13 protein-coding genes are annotated in these 18,738 nt (G+C 66.5%); 9 read left to right on the top strand and 4 right to left on the bottom strand.

The window, feature by feature from the left end:
• Positions 1-99: 99 nt before the first annotated feature.
• The 3 genes from ahcY (at position 100) to LQ144_RS16865 (ending at position 4,453) form a co-directional block, all read left to right on the top strand.
• Positions 100-1,587, top strand: coding sequence for an adenosylhomocysteinase (ahcY, locus tag LQ144_RS16875; RefSeq protein WP_230119857.1), 1,488 nt, complete (start codon positions 100-102; stop codon positions 1,585-1,587).
• Positions 1,588-1,794: 207 nt separating this feature from the next.
• On the top strand, positions 1,795-3,027 hold the full coding sequence (locus LQ144_RS16870; RefSeq protein WP_230119856.1) for an Ig-like domain-containing protein: 1,233 nt from the start codon (positions 1,795-1,797) through the stop codon (positions 3,025-3,027).
• A gap of 175 nt (positions 3,028-3,202) precedes the next feature.
• The gene (locus tag LQ144_RS16865; RefSeq protein ID WP_230119855.1) at positions 3,203-4,453 is read left to right on the top strand and encodes a TIGR01906 family membrane protein; all 1,251 of its coding nucleotides are present in this window, start codon (positions 3,203-3,205) and stop codon (positions 4,451-4,453) included.
• A gap of 53 nt (positions 4,454-4,506) precedes the next feature.
• On the opposite strand, the gene LQ144_RS16860 is transcribed toward LQ144_RS16865, so the two are convergent.
• Positions 4,507-6,210, bottom strand: coding sequence for a phospholipid carrier-dependent glycosyltransferase (locus tag LQ144_RS16860; protein ID WP_230119854.1), 1,704 nt, complete (start codon positions 6,208-6,210; stop codon positions 4,507-4,509).
• A gap of 201 nt (positions 6,211-6,411) precedes the next feature.
• Between LQ144_RS16860 and rsmI the strand changes: the two genes are divergently transcribed.
• Entirely contained in the window at positions 6,412-7,257 is an 846-nt protein-coding gene (gene rsmI, locus LQ144_RS16855) for a 16S rRNA (cytidine(1402)-2'-O)-methyltransferase (protein ID WP_230119859.1), read from the top strand.
• 191 nt (positions 7,258-7,448) lie between these two features.
• Positions 7,449-8,948: an NAD-dependent succinate-semialdehyde dehydrogenase gene (locus LQ144_RS16850; protein WP_230119853.1), complete on the top strand. Its 1,500-nt coding sequence runs from the start codon at positions 7,449-7,451 to the stop codon at positions 8,946-8,948.
• On the opposite strand, the gene LQ144_RS16845 is transcribed toward LQ144_RS16850, so the two are convergent.
• The 3 genes from LQ144_RS16845 to LQ144_RS16835 all read right to left on the bottom strand — a co-directional run bounded on the left by LQ144_RS16845 (position 8,945) and on the right by LQ144_RS16835 (position 14,103).
• Positions 8,945-11,410 (bottom strand): DUF3488 and transglutaminase-like domain-containing protein, encoded by a 2,466-nt coding sequence (locus tag LQ144_RS16845; protein ID WP_230119852.1) that lies wholly within the window; start codon positions 11,408-11,410, stop codon positions 8,945-8,947. The genes LQ144_RS16850 and LQ144_RS16845 overlap by 4 nt on opposite strands.
• 101 nt (positions 11,411-11,511) lie before the next feature.
• A complete protein-coding gene (locus LQ144_RS16840; protein WP_230119851.1) occupies positions 11,512-12,939 on the bottom strand; it encodes a DUF58 domain-containing protein in 1,428 nt (475 codons plus the stop codon).
• A gap of 12 nt (positions 12,940-12,951) precedes the next feature.
• The gene (locus LQ144_RS16835; protein ID WP_230119850.1) at positions 12,952-14,103 is read right to left on the bottom strand and encodes a MoxR family ATPase; all 1,152 of its coding nucleotides are present in this window, start codon (positions 14,101-14,103) and stop codon (positions 12,952-12,954) included.
• A 213-nt stretch (positions 14,104-14,316) separates the two neighbouring features.
• On the opposite strand from LQ144_RS16835, the gene LQ144_RS16830 reads away from it, so the two are divergent.
• The 4 genes from LQ144_RS16830 (at position 14,317) to LQ144_RS16815 (ending at position 18,719) form a co-directional block, all read left to right on the top strand.
• The gene (locus tag LQ144_RS16830) at positions 14,317-15,204 is read left to right on the top strand and encodes a TatD family hydrolase (RefSeq protein WP_230119849.1); all 888 of its coding nucleotides are present in this window, start codon (positions 14,317-14,319) and stop codon (positions 15,202-15,204) included.
• A gap of 265 nt (positions 15,205-15,469) precedes the next feature.
• Positions 15,470-16,660: a resuscitation-promoting factor gene (locus LQ144_RS16825; RefSeq protein ID WP_230119848.1), complete on the top strand. Its 1,191-nt coding sequence runs from the start codon at positions 15,470-15,472 to the stop codon at positions 16,658-16,660.
• A gap of 111 nt (positions 16,661-16,771) precedes the next feature.
• Complete coding sequence (rsmA, locus tag LQ144_RS16820) at positions 16,772-17,659, top strand: 16S rRNA (adenine(1518)-N(6)/adenine(1519)-N(6))-dimethyltransferase RsmA (protein WP_230119847.1); 888 nt, start codon at positions 16,772-16,774, stop codon at positions 17,657-17,659.
• A gap of 97 nt (positions 17,660-17,756) precedes the next feature.
• Positions 17,757-18,719 carry a 4-(cytidine 5'-diphospho)-2-C-methyl-D-erythritol kinase gene (locus LQ144_RS16815; RefSeq protein ID WP_230119846.1) on the top strand — a complete coding sequence of 321 codons (963 nt, stop codon included), beginning with the start codon at positions 17,757-17,759 and terminating at the stop codon, positions 18,717-18,719.
• Positions 18,720-18,738: the final 19 nt, after the last annotated feature.

The following is an 18,738-nucleotide window of genomic DNA, read 5'->3' as shown; positions in this document are numbered from 1 at the left end:
CCCCGAAACTGCCGGCCTCAAGACTCCGGCCGCGCCCCCAGCCTGAAACTCCAGCCCGCACCGCAGAAGGCAAGACGCCGGATACAGCAAAGGACTCCCATGACTCTCGATTACAAGGTTGCCGACATCTCCCTGGCAGAGGCCGGCCGCCACCAGATCCGCCTCGCCGAGCACGAAATGCCGGGGCTCATGTCGCTCCGCAGGGAATTCGGGCCGAGCCAGCCGCTGAAGGGTGCGCGGATCGCCGGCTCGCTCCACATGACCGTTCAGACCGCCGTCCTCATCGAGACCCTCACCGCACTCGGGGCAGAGGTCCGCTGGGCATCCTGCAACATCTTCTCCACCCAGGACGAGGCCGCCGCCGCCGTAGTCGTGGGCACGGGGACCGTCGAAGCCCCCCAGGGTGTTCCGGTCTTTGCCTGGAAGGGCGAAACCCTTGAGGAATACTGGTGGACGGCCGAGCAGATCCTCACCTGGCCGGGCGCCCACACGAACCCCGAGCTGGGTCCGAACATGATTCTCGACGACGGCGGCGACGCCACGCTGCTGGTGCACCGCGGCGTCGAGTTCGAGGCAGCCGGCGCCGTTCCGGCCGCCGCAGCGAACGACCCCGAGGAATACGCCATCGTCCTGGATGTCCTGCGCAGGACCCTTGCCGAGGACCCGAAGAAGTGGACCCGGCTCGCCGCCGGCATCCACGGCGTCAGCGAGGAGACCACCACTGGCGTGCACCGTCTCTACCAGCTGGCGGAACAGGGCAAGCTGCTCTTCCCGGCCATCAACGTCAACGACTCCGTGACCAAGAGCAAGTTCGACAACAAGTACGGCATCCGCCACTCCCTGCCGGACGGCCTCAATAGGGCCACCGACGTCCTCATCGGTGGCAAGGTCGCCGTCGTCTGCGGTTATGGCGACGTCGGCAAGGGCGCCGCCGAGGCGCTCCGCGGCCAGGGAGCCCGGGTGATCGTCACCGAGATCGACCCCATCTGCGCTTTGCAGGCCGCCATGGACGGCTACCAGGTGGCCAAGCTCGAGTCCGTCCTGGCTCAGGGAGACATTTTCATCACCACCACGGGCAACAAAGACGTCATCATGGCCGAACACATGATCGGAATGAAGAACAAGGCCATTGTTGGCAACATCGGCCACTTCGACAACGAGATCGACATGGCCGGCCTCGGCCGGGTGCCCGGAATCAAAAAAGTTGAGATCAAGCCGCAGGTCCACGAGTGGGTGTTCGAAGGCGACGCCCCGGCAGGTTCCGATGCCAGGTCCATCATCGTCCTTTCAGAAGGCCGGCTCCTGAACCTGGGCAATGCCACAGGCCACCCGTCGTTTGTCATGAGCAACTCGTTCGCCAACCAGACGATCGCCCAGATTGAGCTGTTCACCAAGAAGGACCAGCCTGAGGGGGAGCGGGAGTACGCAAACAAGGTTTACGTCCTGCCGAAGATCCTTGACGAGAAGGTGGCACGACTGCACCTCTATGCCCTGGGCGTCGAACTGACGGAACTGTCCAAGGACCAGGCGGACTACCTCGACGTGGACGTGGCCGGCCCGTTCAAGCCGGAGCACTACCGGTACTGAGACTCGAACCGGTTCTGATTGCCCGGTCGTTCTGATTGCTGGACCTTCGTGCCGGGAGCCCTGAGCGGGCCTCCCGGCACGAAGGCCTGCCGCGCCGCCCGGACGGGCGCGGCCCTCCTGTGCGATAAAATTGACTGGTCAGCGTTTCTGCTGGGCACAGGGATGGACGCCGATTGGCGGCCCGGCGGGGGACATGGAGAACCAGTCATGACGGAAAAGAGCACCCGTAAGATCGGCAAGATCCTCGCGGTCGCTGCGATTTGCGCTGCTGTCGCGGCCGGCGGAATCGGCGTCGCCACCGCGCCAGGGTGGGCCAACCCCGCGCCGGAATCCGAGGCCTCCACCCCGGTCCGCAACGAGCCGGGCCTCGCTGCCCCTGTGGTCAAGGCCGTGGAACTTGGTGTGACCCCCACCGACGGCGCGAAGAGCGTCAATCCCGCCGTGGCACCCTCAGTCAAAGCCGTAAACGGCAAGGTCAAGGACGTTGTCCTGGCCGCGACGGCGGGAGGCGCGCCGGTCAAAGGAAGCGTGAGCGCCGATGGCACCACCTGGACCACCCTGGATCCCCTCCAGTTCAACACGGCGTACAGCTACAGCTTCACGATCGTTGACCAGGCGGGCCGGGAGACCAGGAAGGCGCAGACGTTCACCACCGTCGAAAGCGCCAACGAGGCGGATGCCGCCGTGTACCCGGAGAACGGCACCACCGTCGGATCGGGGCAGCCCATCGACATCGTCTTCAGCGAGCCAGTTGCCAACAAGGCGGCCGTGGAGAAGGCCGTCAAGATCACTGTTTCGTCCAAGCAGCCCGTGGCCTGGCACTGGTACTCGGACCAGCGCGTGCGCATCCGCCCCGAAAAGTTCTGGGCGTCCAACAGCCGGGTCGCCCTGGACATGAAGCTCTTCGGCGTTGATTTCGGCAACCACATGATTGGCAACTTCAATGCCAAAGTGCAGTTCAAGGTGGGACCCCAGAGGCTGGCCGTGGTGGACGACAACACGAAAACCATGAAGGTGTACTTCGACGGGAAGCTCGTGAAGACAGCTCCCGTCACCCTGGGCGGTTCCGACTGGCTGTCACCTTCCGGCTTCGCGGTGATCATGGAGCAGGAACGCCGCTCCAAGTTCAACGCCGGGAGCATCGGCCTCAAACCCGGCGACAAAGGCTACTACCCGCCCCTCACCGTGGAGTACGCCAACAGGCTCACATCCTCCGGGGTGTACGTCCACCAGGCCCTCGAATCTGCGTGGGGTTACGTGGGAGTGTCCAACGTGTCGCACGGCTGCGTGGGCCTGCTGCCCGCAGACGCCGTGTGGTTCTTCAACAACATGAAGACAGGGGACGTGGTCCAGGTACTCAACACCGGCGCGGCACCCGTTGAACCGCTCGAGGGTTACGGGGACTGGAACATTCCCTGGGCGCAGTACTCCAAGCGCTAGCCGACGGCATCCGCCGCCAGGCAGCCTCGCGGGTTATAACGAAATAGCGGCATGATTCCGGCTGCGCGGGTGTCACCTCGCCGTGCCGGAGTGCCTGACGGTAGGCTCTTCAGGAGATACACAGCGTTGCCTGGTCTCGACCCGGAGCGCGGACGCCTACGGAAGTGAAGCTGCAGTGAACGACAATACTCCGACCCCGTCCGGACGGCTCGATCCGCAGCTGGATCCGCAGCCGGGAGCCGACGATCCTGCGATTGATCCTGCCAACGATTCAGACGAGCCGGCGTTCGAATGGATGACGGCTGCCCCGTCGTCCCGGCCGGCCGACGGGCGCGGCCTCTCGGACCGCGGGAATGAAACCCGCAACGACGCAGTCCCCGCGAACGCAGCCATGGACGACGCAGCCACCGAAGGCAGCAGCCGCCGTGAAGACCAGGCGCGGGACGAACCAGCCCAGCCAGGCAGCAGGGCCGACCGCAAAGCAGCCGAGGCTGCCGCTGCGGACAATGCCACGGCTGAGGCGCCGGACACCGCCCCACCAGCATCCGGGCCCGCCTCAGGCGCCCACTTCAGCGAACCGCTGCCAACCTCGGCCCTCCAGATCCGCCCTCCGCGCGAAGACGTGGAGCGGCGCAACGCGGAGCGCGAGCAGGCGGCGAACGCCAAGCCGGTGCTGCCGCGCGTCATGCAGGTCCTGCTGGCTGTTTTCTACCCCGTGATCCTCCTGGTCCTTGCCGTGCGCGCAGTGACAAGTCCTCTCTTTCTCTGGGCGGAGTACCACCGCCCGGGCTTTCCGGGCGACGGCTATGGCTTCAATTCCGACGACCGCATGACCTACGGATCCTACGCCGTGGATTACCTGAGTAACTGGTCGGGGCCCCGGTACCTGGGCGAGCTGGTGAACCGCAGCGGGGAGAAGCTCTTCAAGGACGGCGAAGTCAGCCACATGGCCGACGTCAAGCTCGTCATCCTATCGGCGTTCGGCGCCGGAGCGCTCCTGGCGCTGGTCAGCATCGCAGCCATCATTTACCTTCGCCGCCGCAGCACGGGCGGGGTTCGGCGCGGCCTGTTCGCCGGTTCCATCGTCACGCTGGCGATCATCATCGGCCTCGGCGTGCTGGCCGTGCTGGGGTGGGAACAGTTCTTCACCGAATTCCACCGGATTTTCTTCGCCAACGGTACCTGGACGTTTGCCTTGGAGGACACGCTTATCCGGCTGTTCCCCGGACAGTTCTGGGTCGACGCCGGCATCGTCATCGCGGGGCTTGTCCTGGTCGCTGCGGTGGTTACGCTGATCCTGACGTGGCCCACGCGGCGCCGCCGCGGCCTGCCGAAGGCCGTCAAAAAGTCCCGGAAAAACGATGCCGCGGACCCGGAAACAGACGCCGAAACGCCATCAGGTGAAGACCGGCCAGTTCGACTCTAAGGCTTTCAGCAGCGAGGCCAGTCAGCCGTACAGCTGCTCGAAGCAATCGTGCCTCAGATCCAGGAAGGCATCCACATCCTGATCCGCCAGTCCTGGTACGAGATGATCTCGGCAGTCCACACGGGATAGAAGAAGGCCGAGAGCAGCACCGCCCCGACGACAAACAGGACCACCCCGTAGAGTCCTGACCGCCTGCGCCACAGCGGGTCAGTCCTTCGGCCCAGGACCAGGCCGAGGCAGTACACGAGGGCGAGGATCAGGAACGGCTCGAAGGACACGGCGTAGAAGAAGAACATGGTGCGTTCCGGATACAGGAACCACGGGAGGTAGCCGGACCCCACCGCCGCCAGCACGGCGCCGGCCCGCCAGTCCCTGCGGCCTGCCCACCAGAAGAGCAGTACCGCCAGGGAAACGGTGGCAGCCCACCAGATCAGCGGGTTTCCCACCGAAAGGATGGCCGATGTGCAGTGGGCAATATCGCAGCCGGGGGAGCCTTGCTTGGGGGATTCATAGTAGAACGACGTTGGCCTGCCCATCACCAGCCAGCTCCACGCGCTCGCCTCGTAGGGATGCTCCGAGCTGAGCCCCTGATGGAACTTGTAGGCCTCCAGGTGGTAGTGCGCGAGGGACCGCACGGAGTCCGGGAGCCAGCCCCATTCAGCGCTGGGATTCGTTCTGGCCCATTGCCGGTAGTATGCATCTGTAGACCGGAACCATCCCGTCCAGGTGGCGGCGTAGGTCACCGCGGCCACCGGGACGATGCTGAGGAACGCAAAGAGGCCGTCCTTGATGATTCCCGCGCTGATCCAGCTCCGGATGCCCGCGGTCCGGCGCGCACTCAGGTCCCAGAAGACGGTCAGGAGGCCGAAGCCGGCGATGAAGAAGAGCGCCGACCACTTGGTGCCGACGGCGAGGCCGAGGCAGACACCCGCGAGGACACGCCACCACCGGATACCAAGCCAGGGCCCGCTCAGGAGCTGCAGCCGGGACGGTCTCCCGAAGGGAGAGGCGGCCGCCTGCCGGGCCAGGCGGACCGCCAGCCGGCGGCGGCCGTCGTCGCGGTCCATCAGCAGCGCCCCGAAGGCAGCCAGGATCCAGAACATGAGGAAGATGTCCAGCAGCGATGTGCGTGACATGACCAGGTGGTGGCCGTCGACGGCGAGCAGCAGCCCCGCTGCTGCCCCCAGCACCACGGACCGGAAGAGTTTTTGGGCGATCAGCGCGAGCAGCGCAACGGACAGCGTGCCCGTCAGCGCCGCTGAAAAGCGCCAGCCCAAAGGGTTGTCCGGGCCGAACAGCCACATGCCCGCGGCGATCATCCACTTGCCCACAGGCGGGTGGACCACGTATTCCGGGGTAGTCAGGAGCACCCCCGGGTTGCCCGCGACGAATGAGTCGTTGGCTTTGTCCGGCCAGCTCCGCTCGTAGCCGCTGACCAGGAGCGAGTAGGCGTCCTTGACGTAGTACGTCTCATCGAAGACCAGGCTCCGCGGCATGTCCAGGCGGTCGAACCGCAGGACTCCGCCCACCGCGGCGGTCAGTGCCGGGACCAGCCAGAACCAGAGCCTGAGGGACGGCGGGTAATCGCGCCAGCTGCGGATGCCGCCGATAAGCCGTTGGCTCAGGGCTTCGACGTTAAACGCCTCCGAGGGCCGGCTGATCCAGCCGTGACCCTCGAGGCCGCGGCCCTCGGGTGCGGCGGAAGCCGGTGTACTGGCTGAACCGGCCGCGTCAGGCCGCACGGAGGTCTGCGTCACGTGCCCATGCTACCTTTTGCTGCCTTCTGCCGCCGTGCGTCTTCTGCAGGGGTCATTTTGCCAAGTCGTTCTGCAGGGTCTTCCTTCCGCGGGGACTTGTGCCGCGGGGCCGCTGGCCGGCAGTAGGCTGGACATGTGGACCACGAACCGAGCAAGCCGCAGACCAGCACCTCCGAACCGGCCGCGGACTCGGGGCCGGACATTTCCAGCGACCGTCACGGGCGCATCATCCTGGCGGCCACGCCCATCGGCAACGTGGGCGACGCTTCGGCCAGGCTCATCGAACTGCTGGGCTCCGCCGACATCGTTGCCGCCGAGGACACCCGGCGCCTGCACCGGCTGGTGCAGAGCCTTGACGTCACCGTGAGCGGACGGGTCGTCAGCTACCACGAGCACAACGAGGCCACCAAGACAGCAGAGCTACTGGACCAGGTCCGTTCGGGCAAGACGATTGTCATGGTGACGGACGCCGGCATGCCGGCGGTTTCCGATCCCGGGTTCCGCCTGGTTGAGGGCGCAGTGGCGGCGGGGCTCACGGTCACCGCCGTTCCCGGCCCCTCCGCGGTGCTCACCGCGCTGGCACTCTCCGGCCTCCCCACCGACCGCTTCTGCTTTGAGGGGTTCCTCCCGCGCAAGGCAGGGGAGCGGGCATCGCGGCTGGCGGATCTCGACGCCGAACGCCGCACCATGGTCTTCTTCGAAGCACCCCACCGGCTGGAACCCATGCTCCGGGCGCTGCATGAACGGTTCGGGCCGGACCGTAAAGCAGCCGTGTGCCGCGAGCTGACGAAGACGTATGAGGAAGTCATTCGCGGATCCTTGCGTGAACTGCTCCAGTGGGCGGAGACCAACGAGGTCCGCGGTGAAATCGCCGTGGTTGTGGGTGGCGCGCCGGAGCAGGCTCCGGGAACACCGGAGGATAATGTGGCCGCCGTCAACGAGCTGGTTTCGCAGGGCCTCCGGCTCAAGGACGCCGTGGCCGCCGTGGCCGAGGAGGCTCGAGTCAGCAAGCGGGAGCTTTACGCAGCGGTGCTCGCAGCGCGCTAATTCCAAGGCGGCTTGGGCTGTGCAGGTGCACAGCGGATGGGCTCACCTGTAGTGCGCGCATGCGTAGACATTGGAGAGACGCGGGCAGTACCGTGGCATTAAACCAGCCAAGAAAGCCGAAGGCAGCGGGCACCACGTCCGCTGCAGGAGCTGAACAACCCGCAACCCCAATTGCTGACGAGGGAGTCACCGTGTCTGTTATTGCACAGTCCACTGTTACCGCAGAGCGCGAAAGCGAACTGCTCGCATCTGTTCCCACTGGCCTGCTCATCAACGGCGAGTGGCGTCCCGCGGCGTCGGGCAAGACCTTCGACGTCGAGGATCCTTCCACGGGCAAGGTCCTGCTGAGCATCGCTGACGCGGGCCCCGAGGACGGCATGGCCGCCCTTGACGCGGCCGCCGCCGCGCAGGATTCCTGGGCGAAGGTCCCTGCCCGTGAACGCGGCGAGATCCTGCGCCGGGCGTTTGAGCTAGTTACCGAGCGGGCCGAGGACTTCGCGCTGCTGATGACCTTGGAAATGGGCAAGCCGCTGGCCGAGGCCCGTGGCGAGGTCACCTACGGCGCCGAATTCCTGCGCTGGTTCTCCGAGGAAGCCGTCCGTGCGTTCGGCCGATACTCGGTGTCCCCGGACGGGAAGTCCCGTCTGCTGGTCACCAAGAAGCCTGTGGGCCCGTGCCTGCTGATCACCCCGTGGAACTTCCCGCTCGCCATGGCCACGCGCAAGATCGCCCCGGCCGTTGCCGCCGGCTGCACCATGGTCCTGAAGTCCGCGAACCTCACCCCGCTGACGTCCCAGCTGTTCGCCGCCGTCATGCAGGAGGCCGGCCTGCCCGCCGGTGTCCTGAACGTGATCCCCACGTCCACGGCCGGTGCCACCACGGGCCCGCTGGTCAAGGATGCCCGGCTGCGCAAGCTGTCCTTCACGGGCTCCACCGAAGTTGGCCGCCGCCTGCTCTCGGACGCCTCCGAGACGGTGCTGCGGACCTCGATGGAGCTCGGCGGCAACGCCCCGTTCGTGGTGTTCGAGGACGCCGACGTGGATGCCGCCGTCGCCGGGGCCATGCTGGCGAAGCTACGCAACATGGGTGAGGCCTGCACGGCAGCGAACCGCTTCATCGTGCACGAATCCGTCGCGGACGAGTTCGCCGAGAAATTCGCCGCGAAGATGGCGGACATGACCACCGCCCGCGGCACCGAGGCGGACTCCAAGGTGGGCCCGCTGATCGACGCCAAGAGCCGGGACAAGGTCCACGAACTCGTCACCGATGCCCTCGCCTCCGGAGCCACTGCCGTCGTCGGCGGAGCTCCCGTCGACGGGCCCGGCTACTTCTACCAGCCCACCCTCCTCAAGGGCGTCACCGAAGGCACCCGGATCCTGTCCGAGGAAATCTTCGGACCAGTGGCCCCCATCATCACCTTCGGCACCGAAGACGAGGCCATCCGACTGGCCAACAACACCGAGTACGGACTCGTTGCCTACGTTTTCACCAAGGACCTGAACCGCGGTATCCGGATGGGCGAACGCCTTGAGACCGGCATGCTCGGCCTGAACGCCGGCGTCGTATCCAACGCAGCGGCACCGTTTGGCGGCGTCAAGCAGTCCGGCTTGGGACGCGAGGGCGGCCTCGAGGGCATCGAGGAATACCTCTACACCCAGTACATCGGAATCGCCGACCCCTACGCCGGCTAGCCTTCGCGCAACCGCCGCAGGCCGTCGCGGGCCCTGTTCCAGGAGCCCGCGGCGGCGCGTCCGGCTTTTGCCGCGACGCGGCCTGCGGCCCGGAAGGGCGCACCCGCGATTCTGCCGAAGCGGGACATGACCGACGGCGGCAGCCAGTCCGCGCGAAGCCGGCCGGGAAGGCCGGCGTTGCGGCGCAACGCCTTTCGCACCGCACGGATCTTGTCTGCCGCGGAGGGGTCCGGCAGCCGGACGGTCTCAGCGGGACCGGCCGTCTCAACCGGGCTGCCCGGCCGTCCGTACTGATGGCGTTCGAAGGCGCCAGTGAGGTCCGTCACCGCTGCCTCAGCCGTGCGATGCACCAAATCCTCCGAGGCTTCGGGCCCCGCTTTGTCGGACCGGATCAGTGCCGGTGAACCCCGGAAGCGGGCAGAAAAGGTGCGGGGCGTTTCACTGGGTACTGGCCGTACGCCATAGTCCGTGGCGAGGTCCTGAAGCTCAGCCCACGCGAGCGGTGCCATTGCCTGCCCCTTCTGCGCTGCCTGCCCGTTCCTCGCAGCCTGCCCGTTCCGGGCCGGTCCCCTCAGGCGCCGCCGCCGCAGGCTGGTTCGGAAGAGCCGCGGGGTAGCGGCAACCAGGACCAGCAGGAGCGCGGCTGCCGTACCGTAGAGCGCCGGAACCAGTTGGCTCCCGGAAGTGGTTCCCCCCGTCCCTGGAAGGGGGAGGGGTGCCGGTCCGGGCGCGGGAGCGGCAGTGGCACCACTGGTGGGCAGCAGGCCGTCGTTGTTCCCATCATTCGTGCTGGCCCCCCCGGAGGACGAAGAGTCCTGGGCATACGGCGGCACCACACCGCGCGACGGAGTGGGCTCGAACGGAACCCAGCCGAGTCCCTGGAAATACAGTTCCGGCCAGGCATGTGCGTCGCGGGCGTCCACCTCGAACTCGGGAAGTGCTCCCTGGCCCGCGACGGACACCGTGGCCCCGGTCAGTCTGCCCGGGGCATAGCCCACCGCGATCCGGCTGGGGATCCCCTCGACCCTGGCCATCACGGCCATGGCAGACGCGAAGTGGATGCAGTAGCCGCTCTTTTGTGTCAGGAAGTCCGCAAGCACGGACAAGCCGTTGCCGTCATAGCCGCCCTGGACCGGCGATTCCAGGGAATAGGTGAAGTCTCCGGCACGCAGGTACCTCTGGATTGCCATCGCCTTTTCATACGCGGTTCTGCCGTTTTGCGTTATGGAGTCGGCGGTTGTCCTGACGATGTCCGGCACGTTGGCGGGTGGTCTGATGAACTCGTCGGGGATCCCCCGCACGGGGGCCGAAGACTGGTCCAGAAGCTCCGTCGTCAGTTTCGGGGCCGAGGACCGGACCAAGTACTGCTGGTTTCTCGAGTTGGTGTCCGTGCCCTTGATGCTCAGTGTGGCAGGATCCCAGCTCCACCTGCCGGTCAGGCCGTTAACCGCCTCAGGGGCGTAGGGCACCGGAAGGTAAGGGCTGGTGAAATCCCCGGTATTGACAGCCGTGACCTCGCGGACCTGTTCCGGCGCCAGGATCTCATGGCCCACCTCCATGCGGCCGGCGCCCGCCCGTCGGGTCGAATCGCGGTCATCGGGTGACCAGGCATCGCCGTCGAACCGGTCCACGGTCACGGAGCGCAGATAGAGCGGGGTGGTCGCATTGGTGGCATACGTGATCCGGCCGTCGCCTGTCGGCTGGCGCAGGCTGTTCCCCAGGCTGATCATGGGGTTAAGGCCATTGGATGAGGCCCACGGATTCAGCCGTGAACCCTGGGGGAAGGTGCCCTCGTCGAAGCCCGGGATGACCAGCTGCAGCAGCAGTGTGGCCACCAGCGCAACGGCGCCGGTCATTGCGGCGCGCTTGACCTGGCCGGGATTCCGGGCGGTGTCAGCCTGGATGCGTGAATCCGGAGCGAACCACTGGCTGCAGGCGAGAATGAGCAGGAACCCGGCACCCGTTGCGAGGAATCCCGCCAGACCGACGCTTTGCGGCTTGATCATGGCCGGCACCACGAGTACGGCCAGCAGGCCCAGGCCGCTTGTGGCCGGCATGCCCAGTGGCAGGGCAAGCGCGTCCACGAGAATGACCACCAGCCCCAGGGCGGCGCAGGTGACGAGAACGATGCCGGCGTTCGGAGCCACCGGCGAGCTCTCGGACAGCACCGTCTCGCTGGCCCGGCGGAGATACCTGCCCAGCGCGGCCATGGTGGCGTCGGACGGGATGAAGCCCACAATGCTGTCCCGCCGGAAAAACGTGAAGGTCAGGATGAACACCAGCGAAACGAAGGCCCCCAGGGTGACCAGCAACGGCTGGGACCTCAGGGCGCGGAGTCCGGCCACGGCCAGGGAAACCACCACGATGGTCGTGAGCACGGGCAGGTACCAACCCCAGCCCCTGAGCACGCCGTTGAGGGACAGTGCCGCCCCGGCCACGGCGAACGCCACGGCTCCTGACATGGCCCACGGGTAGGCGCCGGCACCGGGCCGCCGCGGGCTCCGGCCGGGCGAGACTGGGGACGGCCGGGAACTGGCGTCCGTCTGGCGCTGGGGGGCAAGCGTCACCGCGCCACCCCCGCACCCCGGCGTACGTCGGCAGCCGCGGCTGAAAGGGCCCCTCCGCCTTCATCGAAGAAGGTCCACGCGGCGGGCAGTGATGTGGAGGCATCCACTGCGACGGCTCGCCAGCCGCCGAGGCGCAGGGCCTCAAGTGCATCGTGGGACTCCGCGGGCCTGTCGCTGATCACGATGGCGAAAGCGTTTGCGGCGTAGCCCGCGGCGGGCGCCAACGACCGGGCCTCGGCCAGCGTAATTTTGCCGAGGACCGCCAGAACCGGACCGCGCATTCGGTGGGCTGCGAGCTTGTCAATGAGCCGGTCGTCGAAGACAGCCTGCCCGTATTCGGTGCTCCCGGCATGCTCCCTGCGGGCCGTGTCATGGTCCCGGCGCATGTGGTGCGGGCCGGACAGCTGGATGGCGGCCAGGCTTTCGGCGATGGACTGGAGTCCGCCTGCTCCGCTGTATTCCTCATTGTCGGGTTCGGGTGCGGAGGGTGAGCGGTGAAAGGCAGGTTCCCCCGCGGCGTCCAGGAACCGGAGGGCGTAATTGCGCTCGGCGAGGTGCGCGCTGACGGACATGGTGGCCGTGACAGCCCACTCGAAGGTGTCACTTGTGACGAGGTCGTGGCCGTCATCACCGCCGGCACCGCTGAATACCGACCCGAAGCCGGTGGAGTACGCGATGAACCGCTGGTCCAGGATGATCGTCGCCTCCGGCGTGGTGACCGATTCCTCCTGCCTGACCATCAGAACGCCGTGGCGTGCGGTCGCGGGCCAATGGACCCGCCGCATCGGATCACCGTGCCGGTACTCCCTGGTCATGACGTCGTCGTCACTGGGATTGGCCCGGATCCGGGTTGCCGTGATGCCGTCGTTTCCCCGGGCCCCGGCCAGTCCCGTCGCAGGAAGTTCGACGGCGGCCGGCGTCACGGTAAGTGTGTCGCCGTCGTCAATGGTGTGCCTGTGCAGCGACAGCCCGAACGGATCTGTGAACTCGGCCGTCACCGGGCCGATCAGGAACTGCCCCCGCTTCCCGGAGCGGAGCCGGTACTCGTAGCGGCTCGTTCCGCCGCTGGCGGACCTGGCGGGAAACCGGAACGCCGGCGATTCCCCAAATCTCGTCGGAAGTCGTTCCTCCATGATCACCCTGCCAACTCCCGGGCCTGTCCTGGCAACGGCCAGCCGCACGGTGGTGATGGAGGCTGTTTCGACAGTGGACGGGCTGAACTCGCGGTACACGCGGAACCGGGGCTTGACCAGCCTGATGCCGGCGAGGGAAATAAGGGGCAGCACCACCAGCAGCACGCCCAGGGCGAGGAGATCCCGGCGGCCCATGAGTTGGGCGCAGAGCAGGGAAATGACACCGGCGGCGAGGAGTCCCCAGCCGCGGGAGCTGAAAAGGTGGCGGGGGAGGCTGTCGAGCAGTGCCACGGCGAATCCTGACTAGCGGCTGGGCCGCAGTTCGGGGGACGGCCGCGCGGTAGGCGCGCCCGGGGATCCGGCCGCCCTGGCTTGCCGGGAGGCGTGGGCGGACTCGGTCATCTCCTGACTGACGGGAAGCTTGGCGAGTACTCCGCGGATCACGCTCTGCGGCGTCTCGCCGGTGCTGGCTGCTTTGCGGTCGAGGATGATCCGGTGCGCCAGCACCGATTCTGCAACGGCGACGACGTCGTCCGGCAGCACGAAGTCCCTGCCGTCCAGCGCCGACGTGGCCTTGGCCGCGCGAAGCAGCTGAAGCATGGAACGCGGGCTGGCCCCAAGGCGCAGCATGGCGCTGTCCCGGGTTGCCCGCCCCACTGCAACGGTGTACTCCTTGACGGACTGCGAAACGTACACCCGCTGGACCGTGGCAATCATCGCGGCGACGTCCGCGGACGTAACCACGGAAGACACACGGGCCAGCGGGGACGTGGCCTGGTGCGTTTCCAGCATTTCGATTTCGGAGTCCTTGTCCGGGTAACCCATGGAGATCCTGGCCATGAAGCGGTCCCGCTGGGCTTCCGGAAGGGGATAGGTCCCTTCCATCTCGATCGGATTCTGGGTGGCCACCACCATGAATGGTTCAGCGAGTTTGTATGACTTTCCGTCCACCGTCACCTGGTGCTCCTCCATGCATTCGAGCAGGGCGGACTGCGTCTTTGCCGAGGCGCGGTTGATTTCGTCACCGATGACGATATTCGCGAAGACCGCGCCGGGACGGAACTCAAACTGGCGCGACGACTGGTTATAGATGGACACGCCGGTAACGTCGGAGGGAAGAAGGTCCGGAGTGAACTGGATCCGGCTGACTGAGCAGTCGATCGTGCGCGCCAGCGTCTTGGCGAGGAGCGTCTTGCCCACGCCGGGCACGTCCTCCAGGAGCAGGTGGCCCTGGGCGAGCAGGACCGTGAGTGCGAGCTTCGCTGCCTCGGCTTTGCCGTCGATCACCGTATTAATGGCGTCCAGGATGCGTTCGGTCGCGGCGCGGAAGGCCGCGGCGTCCAGGGCTGACTGTTTGTGGCCGTTAAGCTGGTTTCCGCCCTGCGCAGCAGTTCCTGCGAAGCCTTGCCCGCCCGGGAGTACTTCATCCATCGTGGTGCGTCGGTGCGGTTCCATCGGCAACCTTTCATCTCTGGGTGGCGCGCGGAACGGAGCGGCGGAAGTCTGCCGTTGCCCGTCTTGGGCGTTAACATCTGTCCGTACCAGCGTACTAACACAACTGCCGTACCTGACAGAGAGTTCCGGGTAAATCTGCACCCGCTGCCTGGACGGCCCGGGGCCGCCTCGGCTCTTCCGCGGGCTTACGTCCGCCGCAGCTAGGCTGGAGGGATGTGTAACTCCCTGACTCCCCGCCCCTATCGCGAGCCCGGCAGCGACGGTTCCGGCAAGCAGGGCTACCCGCCTGCGCCCGCGCCCCTGCCCGTTCCCGTGATGGACAACCACACGCATCTCGACTTCCCAGGCGCCGACATCCAGGTAGAGGTCGGCGCTGCCCTGGACGCCGCCGAGGCGGTAGGGGTCCGCGGTGCCGTGCAGGTTGGCACCGACCTGGAATCCTCCAGGTTCACGGTTCGTGCCGTTGACATGGATGCCCGGTTGCTCGGTGCCGTGGCGATCCACCCTAACGATGCCCCCGAGTATGCCCGGCGGGGTGAGTTGGAGGCTGCGCTGCGGGAGATCGAGGATCTCGCCTCCCATCCCCGGATCCGGGCGATTGGGGAAACCGGTCTGGACTTCTTCCGCACCGAGGGAGAGGGGCTGGTCCACCAGCGCTATTCGTTCCGGCGGCATATCGACATTGCCAAACGGCTGGACCTGACCCTGCAGATCCATGACAGGGACGCCCACGAGGACGTCGTGCAGGTCCTGCGGGAAGAGGGCACCCCGGACCGGGTGGTGTTCCACTGTTACTCCGGCGACGAAGACCTGGCCAGGATCTGCAACACGGAAGGGTGGTTCATGTCCTTCGCCGGAACGCTCACCTTTAAGAATGCGGGAAACCTCAGGGCTTCACTGGCTGCTGCGGATCCCGAACTCGTCCTGGTCGAAACCGACTCGCCCTTCCTCACCCCGCACCCGCACCGGGGACGGCCCAACGCGAGCTACATGGTCCCCTACACAGTGCGGGCCATGGCCGAATTGACAGATTCGGACCTCGCCGGCCTGTGCAGTCAAATCAGCGCCAATACCCTGAGGGCATACGGATCCTGGGACTGATCGCTCGGCCTGAAGAAGCCCCCTTCTGCATACGCGGTATGTGATAATTTGGCCGCTTTATAACGGATCGATTACAGTGAAGAACTATTAGCCGGGGTCGGGGAAGGCCTCCGGATGATGTCACTCACTTTTCAGGCAGGGCGCCTCTGGTGCCCTGCCCTGTGAGTGTGGCGGCGCACATGCCTGCTGCAGACCTCCGGCCTGTCCGGATCCACCCTTGGGGTGACTGCCGCGGTGAGCTCTGTGCGTTTTTCCCCGTGCCCGGATGGTTCAAAAGATACGGGCAATCGTGATCAAGTTCTTCACGTCGGACGGCAAGTTCAGTTTCGTCAAGGTAGCCGCCCAAATGGTGGTGCTCTCGGCGCTCGTGCTGGGGCTGGTTGCCTTTGTGGGCAACAACAAAACAGTCACCCTGAACGTTGACGGCAAAGTGAGTTCCGTTCAGACGTTTGGCGGCACCGTGGCCCAGGTGGTCAGGGGCGCCCAGGTGGAGCTGCACGCCGCCGACCGCGTGTCACCGTCGCCGGAGGCGCACGTTGAGAACGGCTCGGTGATCAACGTCAACCTTGCCAAGGCAGTGAAAGTGAGCCTGGACGGCGCTGAAAAGACTGTCAGCACCACTGCCCCGGACGTTGCCGGACTCGTAACCCAGCTCGGGGTGGCCAGTGCTTCCGAACTTTCGGTTCCGAAGAGCGCCCACCTGTCCGTTGACGGCTCCTTTGTCGCCATCTCCACGCCGAAGACGGTGAGTATCCTTGCCGACGGCAAGGCCGCCAAGACCACCACCACGGCCACTAACGTTGGAGAGGTGCTCAAGGACGCCGGCGTGAGGCTGGCAGCCGCAGACCGCACCTCCCAGCCGGCCAACGCGCACGTGGTCAACAACATGGTGATTAAGGTTTCCAGAGTGGACACCAGCAAGACCGCCACCGTCACCGAAGAAGTTGCCTTCAAGACGCTGACCGTGGAAAGCGCCGACGTTCTCAAGGGCGAAGAGGAAGTCACGCAGGAGGGCGTTCCCGGGACCGTGACGAAGAAGTTCAAGCTCGTGCTGGTCGATGGCCGCGAAGCCTCCCGCACGCTTGTCTCCACGACGGCAACTCTTGAGCCGGTAACGGAAAAGATCACCGTGGGCACCAAGGAGAAGCCCAAGCCCGCAGCCGCCGCGAAGACGGAAGCCGCCAACTCTGGTGCGGCGGCCCCCGCCATGATGAATGAAGCCATGTGGGACAAGATCGCGCAGTGCGAATCGACCGGCAACTGGTCGATCAACAACGGCAACGGTTACTACGGCGGCCTGCAGTTCGACATCCAGACCTGGATCGGCGCCGGCGGCGGAGCCTACGCCCCGAACGCCAGCCAGGCCTCGAAGGCGCAGCAGATCGACGTCGCCAACCGCGTCTATGCAGAGCGCGGCCTCTCGCCGTGGGGCTGCGGCTGGGCAGCCGGCAGCTGACCACGGCCGCTGAGGCCACGAAAGGCCGGGTCCGGAGTCTCCGGGCCCGGCCTTCGCCGCCCTGCCAGCTGCCGAACCGCGGCGGCACCCGCCGCGGGATAGGATACCTAGGTGACTGACCCGACTCCTTCCGCCCCCGGTACCGCGCCTGCTCCTCTGTTTGGTGCGTCAGATATCCGCAGGCTGGCCGAGGAAATCGGCGTCCGTCCCACGAAGACGCTGGGCCAGAACTTTGTCATCGACGGCAACACGATCCGCAGGATTGTGGCGGCAGCGGGCGTCGGGCCGGACGAAACGGTCCTCGAAATCGGGCCTGGTCTCGGTTCGCTGACGCTGGGGCTGCTGGATGCCGCGAAGTCCGTTGTCGCCGTCGAAATTGATCCTGTGCTGGCGGCCAAGCTGCCTGAAACTGTCAGGCAGTGGAGGCCGGAGGCTGCCAGCGAATTCCACCTCGTGCGCGCCGACGCCATGAAGGTCACCGAGCTCCCGGTGGAGCCCACGTCGCTCGTGGCGAACCTTCCGTACAACGTCGCTGTTCCCGTAGTCCTTCACCTCCTGCAGCATTTCCCATCGATCCGTCATGGTCTGGTAATGGTTCAGGACGAGGTGGCGGACCGTCTTGCCGCCGGTCCCGGTTCCAAAATTTACGGTGTGCCGTCCGTCAAGGCCGCGTGGTACAGCACCATGCGCAAGGCCGGAGTGATCGGCATGAACGTGTTCTGGCCGGCCCCCAAGATCCAGTCGGGGCTCGTGGCCTTTACCCGCCGGGAGCCACCGGCCACCACCGCCAGCCGGGAGCGCGTCTTTGCCGTGATCGATGCGGCCTTTGCCCAGCGCAGGAAAACCCTTCGCGCGGCCCTGGCCGGGTGGGCCGGCAGTGCGGCCGAGGCGGAGCGCTGCCTCGTCGCGGCCGGGGTGGACCCCACGGCCCGCGGTGAGGTCATCGACATTGCCGCTTTCGCCCGGATCGCCGAGGCCCGCCAGGCCGCGGACGCTTGACCGGCCGGGGCAAGCGGCCGGCGACAGCGTCCCTGGGTGACGCCAGGAGGCCGCGTCCTTCTTGGAGCCGGGCGTCGCCATGCCCTAGCTTGGAGTCATGAACGCAGTGAGAGGGCGCTTTGCGGCAAGGACCGTCCGGGTCAAAGCTCCGGGCAAAGTGAACGTCTCGCTGGACGTGGGGCCCTTACGGGCGGACGGGTATCATTCCGTGGCCAGCGTGTACCTGGCCGTCTCGCTGTATGAGGAAGTGGCCGCCACCAGCACCGCCAATGACGGCATCACCGTGAGCATCAGCCCCGCCAGCACACTTGACCTCGACGGCGTGGACATCCCGCTCGACGAACACAATCTGGCCTACAAGGCTGCCGCCATCATGGCCGAAGTGTCCGAGCACTCCACCGGAGTGCACCTGGAAATCACCAAGCGCGTGCCGGTTGCCGGCGGCATGGGCGGCGGATCCGCCGACGCCGCGGCCACGCTGCTGGCCTGCGACGCGCTGTGGAACAGCGGACTGTCCCGGGATGAGCTTGCCCATCTGGCCGCGGAGCTGGGGGCGGACGTCCCCTTTGCGCTGCTCGGAGGCACGGCCGTGGGACTTGGCGTGGGAGACGACCTCTCCCCGGCCCTGGCCAGGGCGCAGATGGACTGGGTCCTGGTCACTGCAGAGTTCGGGCTTTCGACGCCGGAGGTGTTCCGGACACTGGACCGGTTGCGGGACGCCGAAGGGGTGGAGATCGATGAACCCACGGCGGTGGATCCGAAGATCCTGCAGGCCCTGCGCAGCGGTGACCCCGATGCCCTGAGCCGGGTGCTTGTCAACGACCTCCAGCGGGCCTCCATCGAACTCGCGCCCAGCCTCCGCGACACCCTCGGCCTGGGGGAGTCCTGCGGAGCCATCGCAGGGATCGTTTCGGGCTCCGGCCCCACCATCGCCCTCCTGGCGCACAACCCGGAGGCTGCCGAGGGACTCGCCGAGGAGCTGCAGCACAAGGGCCTCACGGCGTTGGCCGTCCATGGCCCCGTTCCCGGTGCCCGCATCATCTCCGATACCCTCCTTTAATACCCTTCCAACTTTCTGC

This window comes from Arthrobacter sp. Bi83 (assembly GCF_918698095.1).
Lineage (GTDB): Bacteria > Actinomycetota > Actinomycetes > Actinomycetales > Micrococcaceae > Arthrobacter.
This window is presented reverse-complemented; position numbering and strand designations above follow the sequence as displayed.

Excerpts from the sequence above, each read along its gene's own strand:
- ahcY (WP_230119857.1), top strand. The coding sequence starts at position 100 with ATGACTCTCGATTACAAGGTTGCCGACATCTCCCTGGCAGAGGCCGGC.
- LQ144_RS16870 (WP_230119856.1), top strand. The coding sequence starts at position 1,795 with ATGACGGAAAAGAGCACCCGTAAGATCGGCAAGATCCTCGCGGTCGCT.
- LQ144_RS16845 (WP_230119852.1), bottom strand. The coding sequence starts at position 11,410 with ATGTCAGGAGCCGTGGCGTTCGCCGTGGCCGGGGCGGCACTGTCCCTC.
- LQ144_RS16835 (WP_230119850.1), bottom strand. The coding sequence starts at position 14,103 with ATGGAACCGCACCGACGCACCACGATGGATGAAGTACTCCCGGGCGGG.
- LQ144_RS16830 (WP_230119849.1), top strand. The coding sequence starts at position 14,317 with ATGTGTAACTCCCTGACTCCCCGCCCCTATCGCGAGCCCGGCAGCGAC.
- LQ144_RS16825 (WP_230119848.1), top strand. The coding sequence starts at position 15,470 with ATGGTTCAAAAGATACGGGCAATCGTGATCAAGTTCTTCACGTCGGAC.
- LQ144_RS16815 (WP_230119846.1), top strand. The coding sequence starts at position 17,757 with ATGAACGCAGTGAGAGGGCGCTTTGCGGCAAGGACCGTCCGGGTCAAA.